This window comes from Bradyrhizobium sp. CB82 (assembly GCF_029714405.1).
In the GTDB taxonomy this organism is placed as follows: domain Bacteria; phylum Pseudomonadota; class Alphaproteobacteria; order Rhizobiales; family Xanthobacteraceae; genus Bradyrhizobium.
Map to the genome: position 1 here is coordinate 2,745,023 of NZ_CP121650.1, position 14,397 is coordinate 2,759,419.

Below are 14,397 nucleotides of genomic sequence, written 5' to 3' on the forward strand. Positions count from 1 at the left end.
GCCTGTCTTGGTTCGCCGGCGCAGGCTGTTGCCACTTCAGATCAGGGCGTGACATCAGAACGATCCAGCCTCTTGGTGCAGCTCGCCGCCCCGCATCAAGCGGCGGGCGATGTCGGCTGTCTGCAGTGACGCGCGCTCGGTCGGTGAATGGGCCGCCAGATAGCGGGCAACCGCGATGAGGATGTGCCGGCCCTCGTTCGTGTGGCCCCATGCGCCGACTTGCCGGATCCCCGCCTCCAGCATCTGATACGCATGGAAACCGGCATCCTCGCGCAGCACCGCATGCGCTAGCGTGGCGATCAGCGCCTGCGGCGAATGGCCCAGCTGGAGATGCCGTGTCACTAGGCGTGCGGCGAGATCGACCTGTCGTTGCCGGTCGAAGGCCTCAAGCAAGGCGGTGCCAATTGTCTCTGGATTCGCGGGTAGATCATCGAGCCGCTCGCCGCCGTCGCCCGGGATGCGCGCCGGCGGCACATTGAGATAGCGAGCAAGGTAGAGCGCCATCGCTCCGTGCAATACGCCGCGGACGGCCGCGATGTGAGTGTCGATGTTGGCAGTGCCCATCCGCGCCAGCATCTGGTGGACGGCGTTGGCATAGGTGAAGACGTGATGCGCCGTCTTCCAGTCGGCGTGCTCATTGGCATTGCCGAAGCGCGCCACCCTGAGCGCGGCCGCGTACGCGAGGGATTGCCCCAGCTCCGCAGGAGCGGCACCGGCGCGGATCGCCTCCTTGAGCGCATTAACGATCCTGTCCGGATCGTCACCGAGCAGCTCTTGAGCAAGTGCGGCCTGGCCCGACCACTCACGCGAGCCGCGTCCGGCAGCGAACAGGTCCGCGAGTTCGCTGGTTGATTCCTCACACAACGCAACAAGGTCAACGGGCTGGCGCCAGGCCGTCGATTCCTCGGTGCCGCGGGCCGCGACCATCTGACCGACGACTGTCGGCAGCAGAGCGGCCGCGTGTTGCCAGCCGATCAGGTCGAGGCACTCGAATGCCTTGTTGATGAAGTCGAGCGAGTGCCCGGTGTCGGCGAACGCCCGCTCGGTCGCAGCGGCGAGCAGGGCATCGGCGAGTTCAGCCGGGGAAAAGCCGGCCGCAATTGCCGTGAGCAGGGTGCGCTCGGCAGCCTCACGATGGCGCACGTTTGTCCAACGCCGCAGCCAGCGCTTGAGCGCGGCCGGCTCCGGCCGGCTGCCAAGCGGCGCGCGTTCCCGTCGCGGCGCCGCGCCGTCGCAGTCCGCCGCCACGCGGCGTGCGCCGTGGAACAGCGCGAGATAGATTTCCTCCTCCGGCAGCACAGGCAGAAGATTGGCGAGTGCCATGAGGATCGTAAGTCCTACGCCCCAGCCGTCGCGGTTTTGCGCCCCGAACAGCGCCACCTGGCGGACGATGTCGGCCTGCGGTACGCCGGCTGCGAGCTGACCGTGCACGGCCTTGGCAATGACGAGGCCGAGGTCGTGGGCGAGGCCGTCCGCAAGCCGCTGACGCCAGTGCGCGGCGGGATCGGCATGCGTGAACGTGGTCTGCACCCAGACGTCACCATTGCGCACCTCGACCGGGCAGATCGGCACGTCGTCCGCCCAGAGGTCGAAGGTGCAGCCGCTTTCGAGATCGAAGCGAGCGTGGTGCCAGTGACAGGTCAAGATGCCGTCCTCGACGCTGCCCCGCTCAAGCGGGAAGCCCATGTGCGGGCACCGATTGTCCAGCGCGAAGACGCGCCCGCGGTCGTAGATGACGAGAATCGGACGATGGCCACCGTGCACAACGAGCCGCCCCTTGAGCCTCAGCTCCTCAAGGCTGCCCGCCAACGCAAATTCGTTGCTCGGCGCGTCCATGAGCATAGCTCCCATTGTCGCTTTGGCTGCAGGTACTCCATCACATAAGTACCCTCTCGCGCAAAGGCGAGAGCGCAGGCCGAGCTCATATCACCGTCATCTCGCGCCTGAGATCGGGAGCGAAGATGGCCTTCGGGATCAGGGCGTGAACGCCGCGCACGATGTCCACCACCTGCGTCACGCGGAAGCTTGCGGCGATGCTGCACAGAGCTCGAGCTCGCTGATCTTCGCCCGCGTCGCCAGAAACTTGATCGGCTTCAATGGAATGCTGATGTTGGGAATAAACTTGCCGGTCATGGCGCCAAGGTCGAGATCGACGTACTTGATCTGCCCCTGCGCATAGTCCTGGGGCAGGAAGCCCGTTCCGAGCGATCCCGGGTTGTTGAACACCGCGCCCCATTCGTAGGGGCGGATCGACTGGTACCGGACTTCCAGCGCGTCGCCCGGTTCGGCGCCGGCCACAGCGATCGGTCCAATGATCGAATGTGGCCCCCGGCCCGGATTGCTCACGCGCAGCTGCGCCAGGGTATCGACCGGCACTCCTGGCTGCATTTCATTCAGGAAGTGCGACCAAGTGTCGGGGAACTGATGGTGTCGCCCGACTCGATGGTAAGAATGGGCGGCAAGGTGGTGTCGAATACCCCGAGCCGAACCGTTTCCCTGGCCGAGGGAACCATGTGTACGCGACCGTTAGGCTGGGAACGGCGTATGGGTTCGGCGCATGGAGGCGATCCGCGTCCGTGCGGCGGCAAACGGCGATACGGTCGGCGTCTTTGATCGTCTCCTCGAAGACCATGAGCTTGGTCTCGCCGTTCCCGCCGTCGAAACCGGCACGTTGAATCGCTCCGCCTACATCCTTATCCAAGCCGGCTTCAACTCGAGGCTCGCTGCCATCAAGGCCGTCACCGACACCGGCGCCACCTTCCGGACGGGTCAGGAGCTTCGGCAATGGCTTGACTCAGAAGCCGTCGCGGCATGGAGCGCGCAGCCGGATTGGCCGACAGCGGAAACCAAGGCGATGTGGACGGACTTCGTGCAGAGCTTCACACCGCGTGAAAACCGCACTTGGGCGGATCGCCGCTACTGGGCGAACGTAGCATGGCTTGGCGCGGCACCGCCGGGCCTGTCCGGTGGCTGAAGCGCGACTAGGGGCCTGCCGATCGCGTCCGCACCGCCTTCTCGATAACGCAGTGCAACTAAGCACTATGATCGTGCGACGAATGCCCGTTTTCGGCCGGATAATCCCAGGTGTGCGATTGGTAAGTCATTGATTGTTTTTAACCCTTAGCTGACTCTTAATCAGCGGGTCCCAGGTTCGAGCCCTGGTGCGCCCACCAAGCTTTTCAAAGACTTGGCCGAACCTAGCGGAGGACGGACCTTTTAGTTGGGACGTCAGTTGGTAGTTTTCGTTCGGTTTCCGTGCTCGTCGACATTGCCGTCCGCTCAACAATTGGCGGGATGGCTGCGCGTTACCGCAGCGGCTATCTCGTTCCCGGCGGCGTGGAGCGTTCTCTCACGCAGAAGCCTTGGCGACCGGTGAACGCCTTCACCTGGAACCATCCACATCCCATATTCTCGCTCCTGCCCCTATCGGTAGACCGCGCTCAGCTTCTCGATCGCTGACTCCGCAAGTTCGACGCGACTTTGCGCGGTGTGGAAGCGAACGCAAGTGTGCGATCAGGCGCGACGTTCACCTTGTGCCGTGCCTGCCGCGCCCCGTTGACGACGCTTGGTGGTGCGCTCGGGAGCAGGGCCCGTGGTCAGATTGTGCGGGGGCGGCTGATAACCCAGCCGGATCGACAGCAACTCGGCATGAGTCATCACCGCCTTGGCCAATTCCGGCACCCGCTCAAGCGTCACGCGCCGGCTCGGGCCGCTAACGCTGATCGCCGCGAAAACACGCCCGGTGCTGTTGCGGATCGGGGCGCCCACGCACCGCAGCTCCGGCTCGTGCTCGGCCTCGTCGATCGAATATCCGCGGGCTCTGATCGCTGCGAGCTCGGACTTCAGTCGTTTCGGCTCGACGATCGTGTTCGGCGTGAAACGGGGCAGGCCAGCGCGGATCACGCGTTCGATCACGACATCGCTCTGGAAGGCGAGCGCCGCGGAGGGTTGCGCGTTACGACCAGCACTCTACATCTTAGTGGATTGCGTGTGCAGATCGTGCGGAGGGTCGAAAGGCAAACCGATGAGGGCCGACATCGTCCCCAAAGGAAAGCGATCTTGGGCCGAGAAAGCTAGACAGGCCGGACTTGCTGTCTGCGACCCTGCCGGGTGTGTCTGCCTTATTATAGTGCTAGGCGAAGGCGCCTTTCGTTTGTTCGGGCACTCGTGGAAAGCCGGCTACATAGCAGGGCTGGGCGCATTTCTATGTTGGGCGCTAACTCTTGTCCTGATTGTGCGGCGAGAACTCAAAACTGGAAGCCTTCGACGGTCCTAACGGCAATCTCCGCGCGAACCGATTGATCGCCAACGGCCGCGAAAGAAGTCGCCAACTGCCCGGGAAGCGCCATATCGTCCTTCGATTTGTGATCGAATTTCTCAAATGTATTGCAATCATAATTGCGCTGACGCTGGGAATGGGCTTCGCGGCTGAAATTGTCGTGTTCGCTCTATCTGGCCGTGATGTGAGTGGCGCCTTTGGTTCTGGTCTAGCCGGAATTGCCGGCGGCATACTTGGCTTAGTCATCGCCATCGTGATCGTCCTCAGGCGGATTGCTGACTTCGAGGATTGAGCATTACCAAAAGGCCGCCTATTGGCCCGCATGCGAAGTCCAGACGGTCTCTAAAAATGCCTCGTCATAGGGATTGACCGGAAGTGACTGGCCCACGACGTGAACGACACGAATGACCCAACTGCGACATACTTCAAGGTGCGAGACAACAGGTTCCACCAAACGACTGTCACCGCAAGTTGGTTACGCCCGCACGACGCAAGCCGTCTGCGAGGTGCTCCCGGTACGTCATGTCAAGGTAGGGGGTCGTAAGGTCGAACAGCTGCTGCGGGTCCGCCGGCCGGGAGGTGAAATCATGCAGTAACGGCCGGGCTTCCTCAACGTGTCCAAGTTGGCCAAGGCTTGCGAGAAGGGTCCTGAGCCACGGGTACAAACGGCGTGTGTTGGTCGCAAGCTGACAATAATGGAGCGCTTCTTCGTAGTTCTCCTGGTGATAATGAGCCAGCGCGACCGTGCCGAGAAAGTTGCCGGCTTGAGGATCGTTCGGGCTTAGACGGAGGAAGCGCAACAGAGGGTCGAGAGCTTCTTTGAAGTGTCCGATATAGACCCGAACCAGGCCAAGGCTGAAGAACCCGAGCGCGAAATTCGGGTTAAGGTCGATCGAACGCTGTGCCTCGCCAAGCGCCTGCGCGTGCATTCGCATCACCAAACTCGTCCAGCACAACGCGTAGTGGCAGTAGGGATCGCGGTCGTCGATCGCAACCGAGTGCGCCGCAGCCGCATAAGCCTCAGATGCCACGCTCGCGAGATCGCTGGTCCAGCCGTTCCAAACCCGGCTGTTCAGCGTGCGCGCAAGTGCCATGTGTGCCTGGGCGAGAGTCGGATCGAGCTTGATCGCCCGCCGCAACAGACCGACGGCCTGGTCCTGGTCATCGGGAGTGATTTGTGAAAAATGCCACATCGCGCGCATGCAGCAGTCGAACGCATCCAGGTTGTCGACGCTTTTGCGAAAGGCTCGTCGGCCTTCGATCAGCAGCATTTCCGGCTCGATCGCGCCGACCACGCTCTGCGCGATCTCGTCCTGTATGGCAAAAATGTCGGCCATGTCGCGGTCGAACCGCTCGGCCCACAGGTGGTTTCCGGTTTCGGCTTCGATTAGCTGAGCCGTAATCCGGACCCGCTGACCGGCCCGTCGTACGCTCCCTTCGAGGATGTACCGCACGCCGAGCTCGCGAGCGACCTGCTTTGCGTCGACGGCGCGCCCCTTGTAGACGAACGTCGAATTTCGCGCGATGACAAAGAACCATCGGTGATGAGACAGAGCGGTGATGATGTCTTCTGTAATGCCGTCGGCAAAATACTCCTGCTCGGGATCGCCGCTCATGTTCGAGAAAGGGAGCACCGAAATCGATGGCTTGTCCGGAAGCGCAAGCTCGCCACCCAAAACGCCCGTAGCCGCCGGATGCTGGAGCCGCCAGTCCACGGAATAGACCGAAACCGGACGACTCATGTTCTTAAGCGATCGTTGCCCGATGGGCATGAGGGGAAAAGTCAGCTTGCCCTCGATGTGATCGCGGACCGCACCAGAGATGCAAATTCCGCTCGGGTCAGCGATGCCTTGCAACCGCGCAGCAACGTTTACGCCGTCGCCGAGCAGGTTGTCATTGTCCACCATCACATCGCCGAGGTTGACGCCAATTCGGAACTCCATCCTCCGGTCGCTGGCAAGGTCGGCGTTGTGGCGGTGGAGCGCGCGCTGCATCGCGACTGCGGCGCGCACGGCCTGCACCGGGCTGCTGAACTCTGCAATCACACTATCTCCGGCGGATCCGAAAATGCGCCCCGCATGTTCAGATACGAGGTCGGAGATCGTGCGACGGTATGCGTCCAGGGTCCGCAGGGTCGCTTCCTCGTCCGCCGCCATGAGGCGGCTGTACCCGGCAACATCCGCTGCCAGAATCGCAGCCAAACGCCTCGTAATCGGTGGGATGTCCATGGTCACCCCGTACTGCGAGCCATACCAGTTTAGCCGATGTGGACGGGAGGATAAAAGCAACTATTGGCCCTGCGCCCTCGCGCTTTGACCCAACAGGGAAGAAACTCGCCAAGCTACCGCGAGCTTCGGGATGATACTTAGCAACTTCGGAAAAACGAAGTTTAGAGCCGTGCGTTACCTCCTTGGTAGGGTTGCGAATACAGCCGCTCCAGGCTGCCGGTCGGCCGCTGATAGGCCAGAGAGGTCAGCTGCTGGCCTTTGCGACATGTTGCAGCGCCACGCAATCTCGGTCGCGAGTGTGGATAAGTGGCAGTCGACGGCCAGCCGAATATCGCACAGGGCGACACTCGTGACTCAACCCGGACCCATGGGCATGTCCGCACTTGCCCAGCTAGTGGAGGACAAAGCGGACATCAATTCTGTCTCATCTGAGCGCCTCGGTCTGATCGGCATTTCCGTTTACCCCGCGAGCCTGATCCGGCTTGCCGGCGCAAATATCATGATCCTTGGCGTCGTCCTGATACGGACGTAGCCGCAGAAGATGATGCAGCCGTAGTCGCTATGGCGTAAACTTGAAGCGCCAGCGTCATCACACCGACCAGCCAACGGCGCTCTCGCCTTGTGAGAGGTCAGCGATGTCCGCAAATCATGATATTCGCCGTGATACGCGCCCCTTGGGTCGAACCGGCATCCATGTGCTGCCCTTGGGCATCGGCACCAACAAGTGGCGGCGTGCCGATCGTTCGGCCGTGTTGGAAACATACAGGACCATTCATGATGCCGGCCCCTGCATGATCGACACCGCTGAGATCTATTTCTCGGAGCGCGTCGTGGGTGACTGCTTGCGTGCCGGTCCCACCCGCGCGGTGATAGCATCGAAATTCCTTCCCTTTCCGGGCCGAACCTCTCCGCGCCGCCTAATGAGCGCGCTTGACGGTTCGCTCGCGCGCCTGTGCCTCAAGACAATCGATCTCTACTATGTTCATTATCCGCTGCCCTTGATCGACATGAGAGTGTTCGCCGAAGGTCTCGTCGAAGCGGTGAAGTCCGGCAAGGCGCGCGCGGTCGGCGTGGCAAATTTCAATGCGGACCAGATGCGCCGCATCGCCGATCACCTCGCAAGGGCAGGTGTTCCGCTCGCCGCCAATCAGGTCAACTACAGCCTGCTGCGACGAGCCGCGGAAACAAATGGGGTGCTCGAAGCCTGCCGTGAGCTCGATGTGGCACTGGTCGCGTATTTTCCACTGGCGTCCGGCCGCCTCACGCAGCCCTCGGACAGCATGGGCACGAAAGCGTTGCTGATGTGTCTCGCCGATATTGCCGGCACGCACGACGCCAGCATCAGCCAGGTCGCCCTGAACTGGCTGTTGGCGCGCGACAGTCACGTGATTCCCATCCCCGGCGCGACCAAGCCTCATCACGCCAGGGCCAATCTCGATGCACTCGGTTGGCGCTTGAGTGAGACCGAGTTCGACGCGATTGACCGAGCCTCAGCAAAGAGTGGAACGTGAATGCGGGCAGTCCTGAACTCAATGCTCATTTGCTGACCGGGCAAGACCCCGGGCTGCCACAAGGGGCGGGGGTTGCACGTGTCGTGGCTGCGGTGTCGACGGAGGTGGGACCTGCCGCTCCGTTTGCGATGGCTGAGACGTGCCAGCGGTAGGTCGTTTGCGGTGTGAGGCCGGAATCGCCGAAGCTTGGTCCCGCCACCTCTCGGATGGTCTGGAACGCACCATCGGCGCTCGCGCGCGACACCCTGTAGGTCGTAGCCCCCGCGACCGGAGACCAGACGAGATCGGCCGCGGTATCGGAAGTGTCGATGACCGCAAGCCCGTCGGGGGCTGCCGGGAATGACGCAGGCGTCTCGTCCGGCGGCGCTGCGCCAGCGGTGAGTGCATCCAGCATGGCCTTGATGGCTTTGACCTGCGGCCCCGATTTGGTGACGTAGCTGTCGAGGTAATCGACGTAGCCCCACCAGTCCCAGCAGGCGTACCAGTTGGTCGGCCAAAACCTGCTCACCTTGGTCTGTGGATAGAGGACAATCAGGTGGTTATTGTCCGCCCACGCATTGTAGCCGGCATCGTCCACGAACTGCCGTTTGACTTCGCCTTCGTCCTGCTTGCAGCCGTGCAGCGCCACGTGGATGCGACAGCGAGCGCTTTCTTGCTCGCAATCCTTTGGGACGAATACGTATCCTCTGTCGTCCAGGCTCAACGAGTCCGGTGGGAGCGGCTTGGTGTAAATTGATTGATCAAAGATCTTCACGGTGCCTGCAAGCTGCCCAGGGTTGGGCGGATTCAGACGGCCGTAAATGTGCTGCAGGATGATGCCGGCCTGATCGTAACCGCATTGGTTGATGAACGGGCTCTGGTTGGCGTTGCAGGCGTTGAGGCCACCCGCTGGTTTCGCCACAACGAAGGAGTGACCGGCGCCGAGCGTGGTCTGATAGAAAAGATTGCCGCGATTGGCATCGCCGAGATAGTGGCGATAGAAATCGGCGGCAGCATCGGTGGCAGCTCTGGCGACTTTGGAATCATTGTAACCGTGGAAAAGATAAATCTTCTGGCCACCGAGATTGTCGAGAGGGTCGATCCCGCCGGCGGATGCCTCTGCGTCCGCCTTCGCCGTGAAATCGCTTAACGTCAGCTCCGACGCCGGTCCTTTCAAGCAGGCACCTTCGGCCCGGCTTGCCGGGCCTCCCAAGTACCACAGGGACCAGGCTATCGCGTCGGCTTTAGCGCACCAATAGGGGCCACCGGCCACCACTCCGACGCCCTTGATGACCGACGACCATGCCGTCCCGAACTGCACGGCCATGAACGCACCGGACGAAATGCCGGAGATTGAGCTCTCACCGATCGGTGCGTTGTAGCCGCGCAAAGCGGCTGGCTCGGCGGTGAGTGGCGATGGTGTGAATGCCCCGGCACATAGCAACGCGGCGGCGAGGCATTGACGCAACTTCGCGGTGTCCATAACAGCCTCGCGGCCGAGCTCGGTGCTCGCGCCAAAATTGTAGCGGTCTGGTCAGTAAACTCAAGGGCAATCATTCGAAGCACAGCTCCTGCAGCCTCCATCCGGTCTTCCGGCTGGTCAGCGCCTCCGTGAGACATCCGCCCTTCTGGGCATAAAACCTTTGAGGTGCTCGGCAAGATATCCGGCACATCCGACGGGCTTTCCCTCAGAAGGGTGGTGCCGCGCACAAGACTCGAAGCTTGCGAGGACCGTGTGACGCTCCATGAGAAAATCATGAAAGCGCTTTGCTGAGCATCCACGGCAACGCAGATGAGTGTCACGCATCTTGCGGCGCGGCTGCGCCGGCGGTCCGTCGCTGTGCCGGCAGGAAAAACCCCGCAATCGAGCCGGCCAACGAGAGTGTTGCGGCGAGGCTCATCGCCGCAGCAAATCCGCTCTCGAAATGCGCGGCCGAATCGACCGCACCGTGGGCCGAGAAGCTTGCCAGCGCGGCGATGCCGAACATGCCGCCGAGGAAGCGGCCCATGTTGAAGACGCCGGACGCCTTGCCCATTTCGGCCACCGCGACCGAGCTCAGGATGGCGTTCTGCGCTGCTGGCATCGCCATCGAGACGCCGACGCCGGCCAGCACCAGCGGCGCGACCAGTGCGGAGTAGGGAACCGCGGGACTCACGATCTCGGCGATCCAGCCAAGCCCGATCGCCTGCATCAGCAATCCCGTCACCACCAGCGGCCGCTCGCCGAACCTGTTGACGACCGCGCCCGCGACGGGGGCGGTGACGAACAAGGTCGCTGTCCAGGGCAGCAGGCGCAGTCCGGCGCCGAAGGCGTCGAAGCCCAGCGTGGTCTGCAGGAACTGCGGCAGCAGGAACAATACGCCGTACATCGCGGCGTAGAACAGGACGCTTGCGGACATGCCGGACGCGAGCGCGCGCGATGCAAACAGCCGCATCGGCACCATCGGCGCGGCCGCGCGCAATTCCCAGAATACGAAGCCGGCTGCGAGCACCAGGCCTGACATCAGCGCGCCCGTCACCTCAGCGCTCGCCCATCCCACAGCATTGCCGCGCAACAGGCTCCAGACCAGCGCCAGCGCCGCGAGGGCGACGAGCGATAGTCCGGGGATGTCCAATGCGGCGGCCGGTCCGAAGCTTTCGCGCAACCGCGCCAGCACCAACCCGATCGCGATCAGGCCGATCGGCAGGTTGATCCAAAAGAGCCAGCGCCAGCCGAGGTGTTCGGTGATGAAGCCGCCGATGGCGGGGCCGATGATCAGCGCGCATCCGGTGATGCCGCTGAAAATGCCGAGCGCGCGGGCGCGCTCCTCCCGGCCGAACGTGCCGCTCAGGATCGCCATCGCGAGCGGCATCACCAGCGCGGCGCCGGCGCCCTGTAGCGCTCGGGCGGCGATCAGCGCGGTGGCGTTGCCCGCGAGCGCGCAGGCCGCCGACGCAACAACGAACAGGGCGATCCCGACCGCGAACATGCGGCGGCGACCGAAGCGGTCGCCGAGCGCGGCGCCGGTCAGGAGCAGCACAGCGAAGGTCAGATTGAAGGCGTTGACGGTCCATTGCAGCGTCTCGACCGGACTGCCGAATTCGGCGCGGATGGCCGCGAATGCCGTCGTAATGATCATGGCATCCAGCGCCATCATGAAGGATGCCAGCGCGGTGACGCCAAGCACCCAGTTCTGCTCGGCGCGATTGGTCGGGGTCTGCACGCCCTCTCTCCGTGTGTCGCACCACCCTGTCGCGGCGCGTTCTGCGGGCTAGACGAGGTCGGAGGGACAAAGGATGCGCCCGAAAATAATTTTTCCCGGGCCGCATCCTTCGGCCGCGGGCAAACGTCCTTGGGGTGCGGCCAAGATGGAGCGCGACAGCGCGATCCAGGTCGCGACAAGAGCAAGGAGCACGCAATGAGAAGGACCCTGATCAGATACAAGGCCAAGCCGGAGCTGGCCGACAGGAACGCTGAACTGGTTTCGGCGGTGTTTGCGGAATTGAAGGCGGCCAGGCCGGACGGCGTGCGCTATCTGACGCTACGGCTGGAGGACGACACCTTCATCCATTTCGTCGAGGCTGCGGCCGAGGACGGCTCGAGTCCAATCCCGAAACTCAAGGCGTTTCAGGTATTCCAGGACGGCATCCGCGACCGCTGCGCCGATCCGCCGCTGGTTCGTGATGTGAGGATCGTCGGAAACTACCGTATGCTGGACGAGTCCTGAACAGGCAAGGCGGAGGAGCAATGGCGCCAGACCCACTGGCCAGCATCGATGTCGAGGCCCTGCTGGCGGCGATGCGGCCGAAGCTGCATCGCTACTGCGCGCGCATGGTCGGCTCGGTCATCGACGGTGAGGACGTGCTGCAGGATGCGCTGATCAAGGCGATGGAAGCGCTGCAATCGGTCACGCCCGTCGTCAATCCGGAGGGTTGGCTGTTCCGCATCGCGCACAACACCGCGCTGGATTTCCTGCGCCGCCGCAACCGCCAAGAGGCGCTGCATTCGGCTGAGGAGGTGGAGATGATTGCCGACCAGCTCGATGATGTGGAAAGCCGCCAGATCGCTGCGACCAGCCTGCGCACCTTCATGCGGCTGCCGGTGGCGCAGCGGTCCAGCGTGATCCTGATGGACGTGCTGGGCTGCTCGCTTGCCGAGGTCTGCGACATCATGGATTTCAGCCTGCCGGCTGTGAAGGCCGCGCTGTATCGTGGGCGCACGCAGCTGCGTGAGTTCGCTGAGGAGCCGGACGATGCGCCGCAACCGGGCCTCTCGGAAGCCGACCGCGCGCGGCTCAACACCTATGTCGGCTATTTCAATGCGCGCGACTTCGACGCCATCCGCGCCATGATTGCCGATGACGTCAGGCTTGAGCTCGTCAACCGCACAAGGCTGAACGGCAAGGCCGAGGTGTCGCGCTATTTCGGCAACTACTCGAAGGTCAGCGACTGGCACCTGGTGACCGGGCAGGTGGAGGGACGTCCGGCGATCCTGGTGTTCGATCCGAATGAGCCGAACGGGCCGCCGAAATATTTCATGCTGCTGAACTGGTCCGCCGACAAGCTCGCCACCATTAGGGATTTTCGTCACGCGGCGTACGTTATCGATGGTGCGGAGTGCGTGGTGGATGGAGGGTAAGTGGATCAGCGTACGTCGCACCCCGTCGGCCATAGCCGAAAGAAAGAAGGTCGCATTCACCCTCGCCCGGAGGGCAATGACGTGGGAGAGTAACGCGCGGTTGGTTGTCCGACCGCTGAACCCGTCATTGGCGATGTGGTTTATCGTTGCAGCCGGTGGACTGCCCCCTGCGATAGAAGCCATCCGGTCCACCGCTGACGCCACATCCGGATGAACGGCAGAGCTCGAGCGCCGCAATTGATTCAGTAAGTAGCTCGTCCGCCCGACAGATCGAACACAGCGCCGGTCGAAAACGAGCATTCGTCGGATGCGAGCCAGGCGACCAGTGCGGCAACCTCCTGGGGGCGACCTGCGCGCCCGAGCGGGATCTTCGCCAGCACGCTCCGATAGGCTTCATCCGACATCTGCTTGACGAGATCGGTGGCGATAACGGCAGGTGCGATTGCATTGACCCGGATTTCCGTGCCGGCAAGTTCTTTGCCAAGCGATTTCGTGAGTGCAATCACACCGGCCTTGGCCGCGGAATAGCCGGTCATGCCGGCATTGCCTTCCTTGCCGGCGATCGATGCCAGGTTGACGATGCGTCCGGCGTTCTGCCGTCGCATCTGTGCGACGGCTGCCTTGCAGCAGAGGAACGTGCTGGTAAGGTTCACATCGAGCACACGCCGCCATTCGGCGAGGCTGTACTGTTCGATGTTGACCGTGGGGCCGGTGATGCCCGCGGCATTGACGAGGATGTCGACGTGACCTAATTGAGCGAGGAGGCGCGCCATCGCGCCGTTGACGGCCGCCTCGTCGGTGAGGTCGATCCGTTCGTCGGCGCCGTCAGCGACGTCCCAGATGAGCACCTTGGCGCCAGAGGAGGCAAGCTGCTCGCGAACGGCGCGACCGATGCCACCGCAGCCGCCGGAAATGACCGCGATGCGACCTGTGAAATCGAGCCCGCTCATGCGTTCGCCTTTCCCTCTGCCGCGCGTTCGACGATCCTGCGGGCCGCTGCCAGCGCCCGTCGTCCCCATTCCTCCGCGCCGAGCATCGGAAGCCATTCGTGGTTCGGAATCTCGAGACTGAGCGGAAGATTGTCCGGCAGCGCACGGACGATCCCGACGAGATCGATGCCGCCATCGCCCGGCAGAAGGCGTGCGCAGCGCGCGGTGTGGATCAACTCGTCATTGCTGGCGGGGATGCCTGCGGGCGCGTCGCAGAGCTGGGCATAGCTCAGCAAATACCGCGGCAGGCTCGCGATGTCGTCGAGGCTGGTCGCGGAGCGCGCGGCGTGCAGCGCGTCGATCAGCACGCGGCCGTTGGGCTCATTGGCGTTGGTCACGATCCGCAATGCTGCCTTTGCGTTCTTGACTGCTGTCCACGGCATGAATTCGAGATCGGCGGTGAGGCCGTAGGGCGCCGCAGCACGGCAGAATTTTGCGAACGACTCGGTCAGGCGCGCTTCGTCGGGATCATCGCCGGCGACCAAGATCGCGCGCGCCTTGAGTCTTCCTGCGGTTTCGAGAAAGGACGCGAAGCGATCGGGCTCGAAGTCTGCACCCAGGCGTGCGATCTCGACGTCGAACACCGGCACACCGGTGGCATCGATGCGCCTTATTGTTTCACGCAGCATGGCGGCATCCGAGCTGAGCGGCGAGAAGTCGCCGCCGGGCGCGGCGGGCGCGATGCGAACCCCGACCGCCTGGTAGCCAAGCTTGGCGGCGAGGACCAGCGCATCCGGCGGCGCTATCGGCGCCGAAGTGAGATAGGCGAGCGAATAGATGTTCGGCATGATCG

Annotated in this window: 14 protein-coding genes; 6 read left to right on the plus strand and 8 right to left on the minus strand. The window is 63.1% G+C overall.

Going from position 1 to position 14,397, the window contains the following annotated elements:
• Positions 1–54: 54 nt before the first annotated feature.
• On the minus strand, positions 55–1,836 hold the full coding sequence (locus QA640_RS13225) for a Rieske (2Fe-2S) protein (protein ID WP_283041069.1): 1,782 nt from the start codon (positions 1,834–1,836) through the stop codon (positions 55–57).
• A gap of 177 nt (positions 1,837–2,013) precedes the next feature.
• A complete protein-coding gene (locus QA640_RS13230; protein WP_283041071.1) occupies positions 2,014–2,376 on the minus strand; it encodes an acetamidase/formamidase family protein in 363 nt (120 codons plus the stop codon).
• 181 nt (positions 2,377–2,557) lie between these two features.
• Between QA640_RS13230 and QA640_RS13235 the strand changes: the two genes are divergently transcribed.
• Positions 2,558–2,974: a hypothetical protein gene (locus tag QA640_RS13235; RefSeq protein WP_283041073.1), complete on the plus strand. Its 417-nt coding sequence runs from the start codon at positions 2,558–2,560 to the stop codon at positions 2,972–2,974.
• Positions 2,975–3,513: 539 nt separating this feature from the next.
• On the opposite strand, the gene QA640_RS13240 is transcribed toward QA640_RS13235, so the two are convergent.
• Entirely contained in the window at positions 3,514–3,915 is a 402-nt protein-coding gene (locus QA640_RS13240; protein WP_283041074.1) for an IclR family transcriptional regulator C-terminal domain-containing protein, read from the minus strand.
• A 383-nt stretch (positions 3,916–4,298) separates the two neighbouring features.
• Between QA640_RS13240 and QA640_RS13245 the strand changes: the two genes are divergently transcribed.
• Positions 4,299–4,571, plus strand: a complete 273-nt coding sequence (locus QA640_RS13245) for a hypothetical protein (protein WP_283041076.1) — start codon at positions 4,299–4,301, stop codon at positions 4,569–4,571.
• Positions 4,572–4,740: 169 nt separating this feature from the next.
• Here QA640_RS13245 and QA640_RS13250 read toward each other — a convergent pair whose 3' ends face one another.
• Positions 4,741–6,507, minus strand: a complete 1,767-nt coding sequence (locus tag QA640_RS13250) for a tetratricopeptide repeat protein (protein WP_283042786.1) — start codon at positions 6,505–6,507, stop codon at positions 4,741–4,743.
• Between the two features lie 373 nt (positions 6,508–6,880).
• On the opposite strand from QA640_RS13250, the gene QA640_RS13255 reads away from it, so the two are divergent.
• Positions 6,881–7,039, plus strand: a complete 159-nt coding sequence (locus tag QA640_RS13255; RefSeq protein ID WP_283041078.1) for a hypothetical protein — start codon at positions 6,881–6,883, stop codon at positions 7,037–7,039.
• A 103-nt stretch (positions 7,040–7,142) separates the two neighbouring features.
• Entirely contained in the window at positions 7,143–8,018 is an 876-nt protein-coding gene (locus QA640_RS13260; protein ID WP_283041080.1) for an aldo/keto reductase, read from the plus strand.
• Positions 8,019–8,043: 25 nt separating this feature from the next.
• Here QA640_RS13260 and QA640_RS13265 read toward each other — a convergent pair whose 3' ends face one another.
• Positions 8,044–9,480: a hypothetical protein gene (locus QA640_RS13265; RefSeq protein WP_283041081.1), complete on the minus strand. Its 1,437-nt coding sequence runs from the start codon at positions 9,478–9,480 to the stop codon at positions 8,044–8,046.
• Between the two features lie 316 nt (positions 9,481–9,796).
• A complete protein-coding gene (locus QA640_RS13270; RefSeq protein WP_283041082.1) occupies positions 9,797–11,200 on the minus strand; it encodes a DHA2 family efflux MFS transporter permease subunit in 1,404 nt (467 codons plus the stop codon).
• A gap of 195 nt (positions 11,201–11,395) precedes the next feature.
• Between QA640_RS13270 and QA640_RS13275 the strand changes: the two genes are divergently transcribed.
• Positions 11,396–11,704: a hypothetical protein gene (locus tag QA640_RS13275; protein WP_283041083.1), complete on the plus strand. Its 309-nt coding sequence runs from the start codon at positions 11,396–11,398 to the stop codon at positions 11,702–11,704.
• Positions 11,705–11,724: 20 nt separating this feature from the next.
• Positions 11,725–12,615 (plus strand): RNA polymerase sigma factor, encoded by an 891-nt coding sequence (locus QA640_RS13280; RefSeq protein WP_283041084.1) that lies wholly within the window; start codon positions 11,725–11,727, stop codon positions 12,613–12,615.
• Positions 12,616–12,857: 242 nt separating this feature from the next.
• On the opposite strand, the gene QA640_RS13285 is transcribed toward QA640_RS13280, so the two are convergent.
• Together QA640_RS13285 and QA640_RS13290 are read right to left on the minus strand one after the other, a co-directional pair.
• Complete coding sequence (locus tag QA640_RS13285; protein WP_283041085.1) at positions 12,858–13,565, minus strand: SDR family NAD(P)-dependent oxidoreductase; 708 nt, start codon at positions 13,563–13,565, stop codon at positions 12,858–12,860.
• Positions 13,562–14,392 carry a TIM barrel protein gene (locus tag QA640_RS13290; RefSeq protein WP_283041086.1) on the minus strand — a complete coding sequence of 277 codons (831 nt, stop codon included), beginning with the start codon at positions 14,390–14,392 and terminating at the stop codon, positions 13,562–13,564. The genes QA640_RS13285 and QA640_RS13290 overlap by 4 nt, the downstream gene beginning before the upstream one ends.
• Between the last annotated feature and the right edge of the window lie 5 nt (positions 14,393–14,397).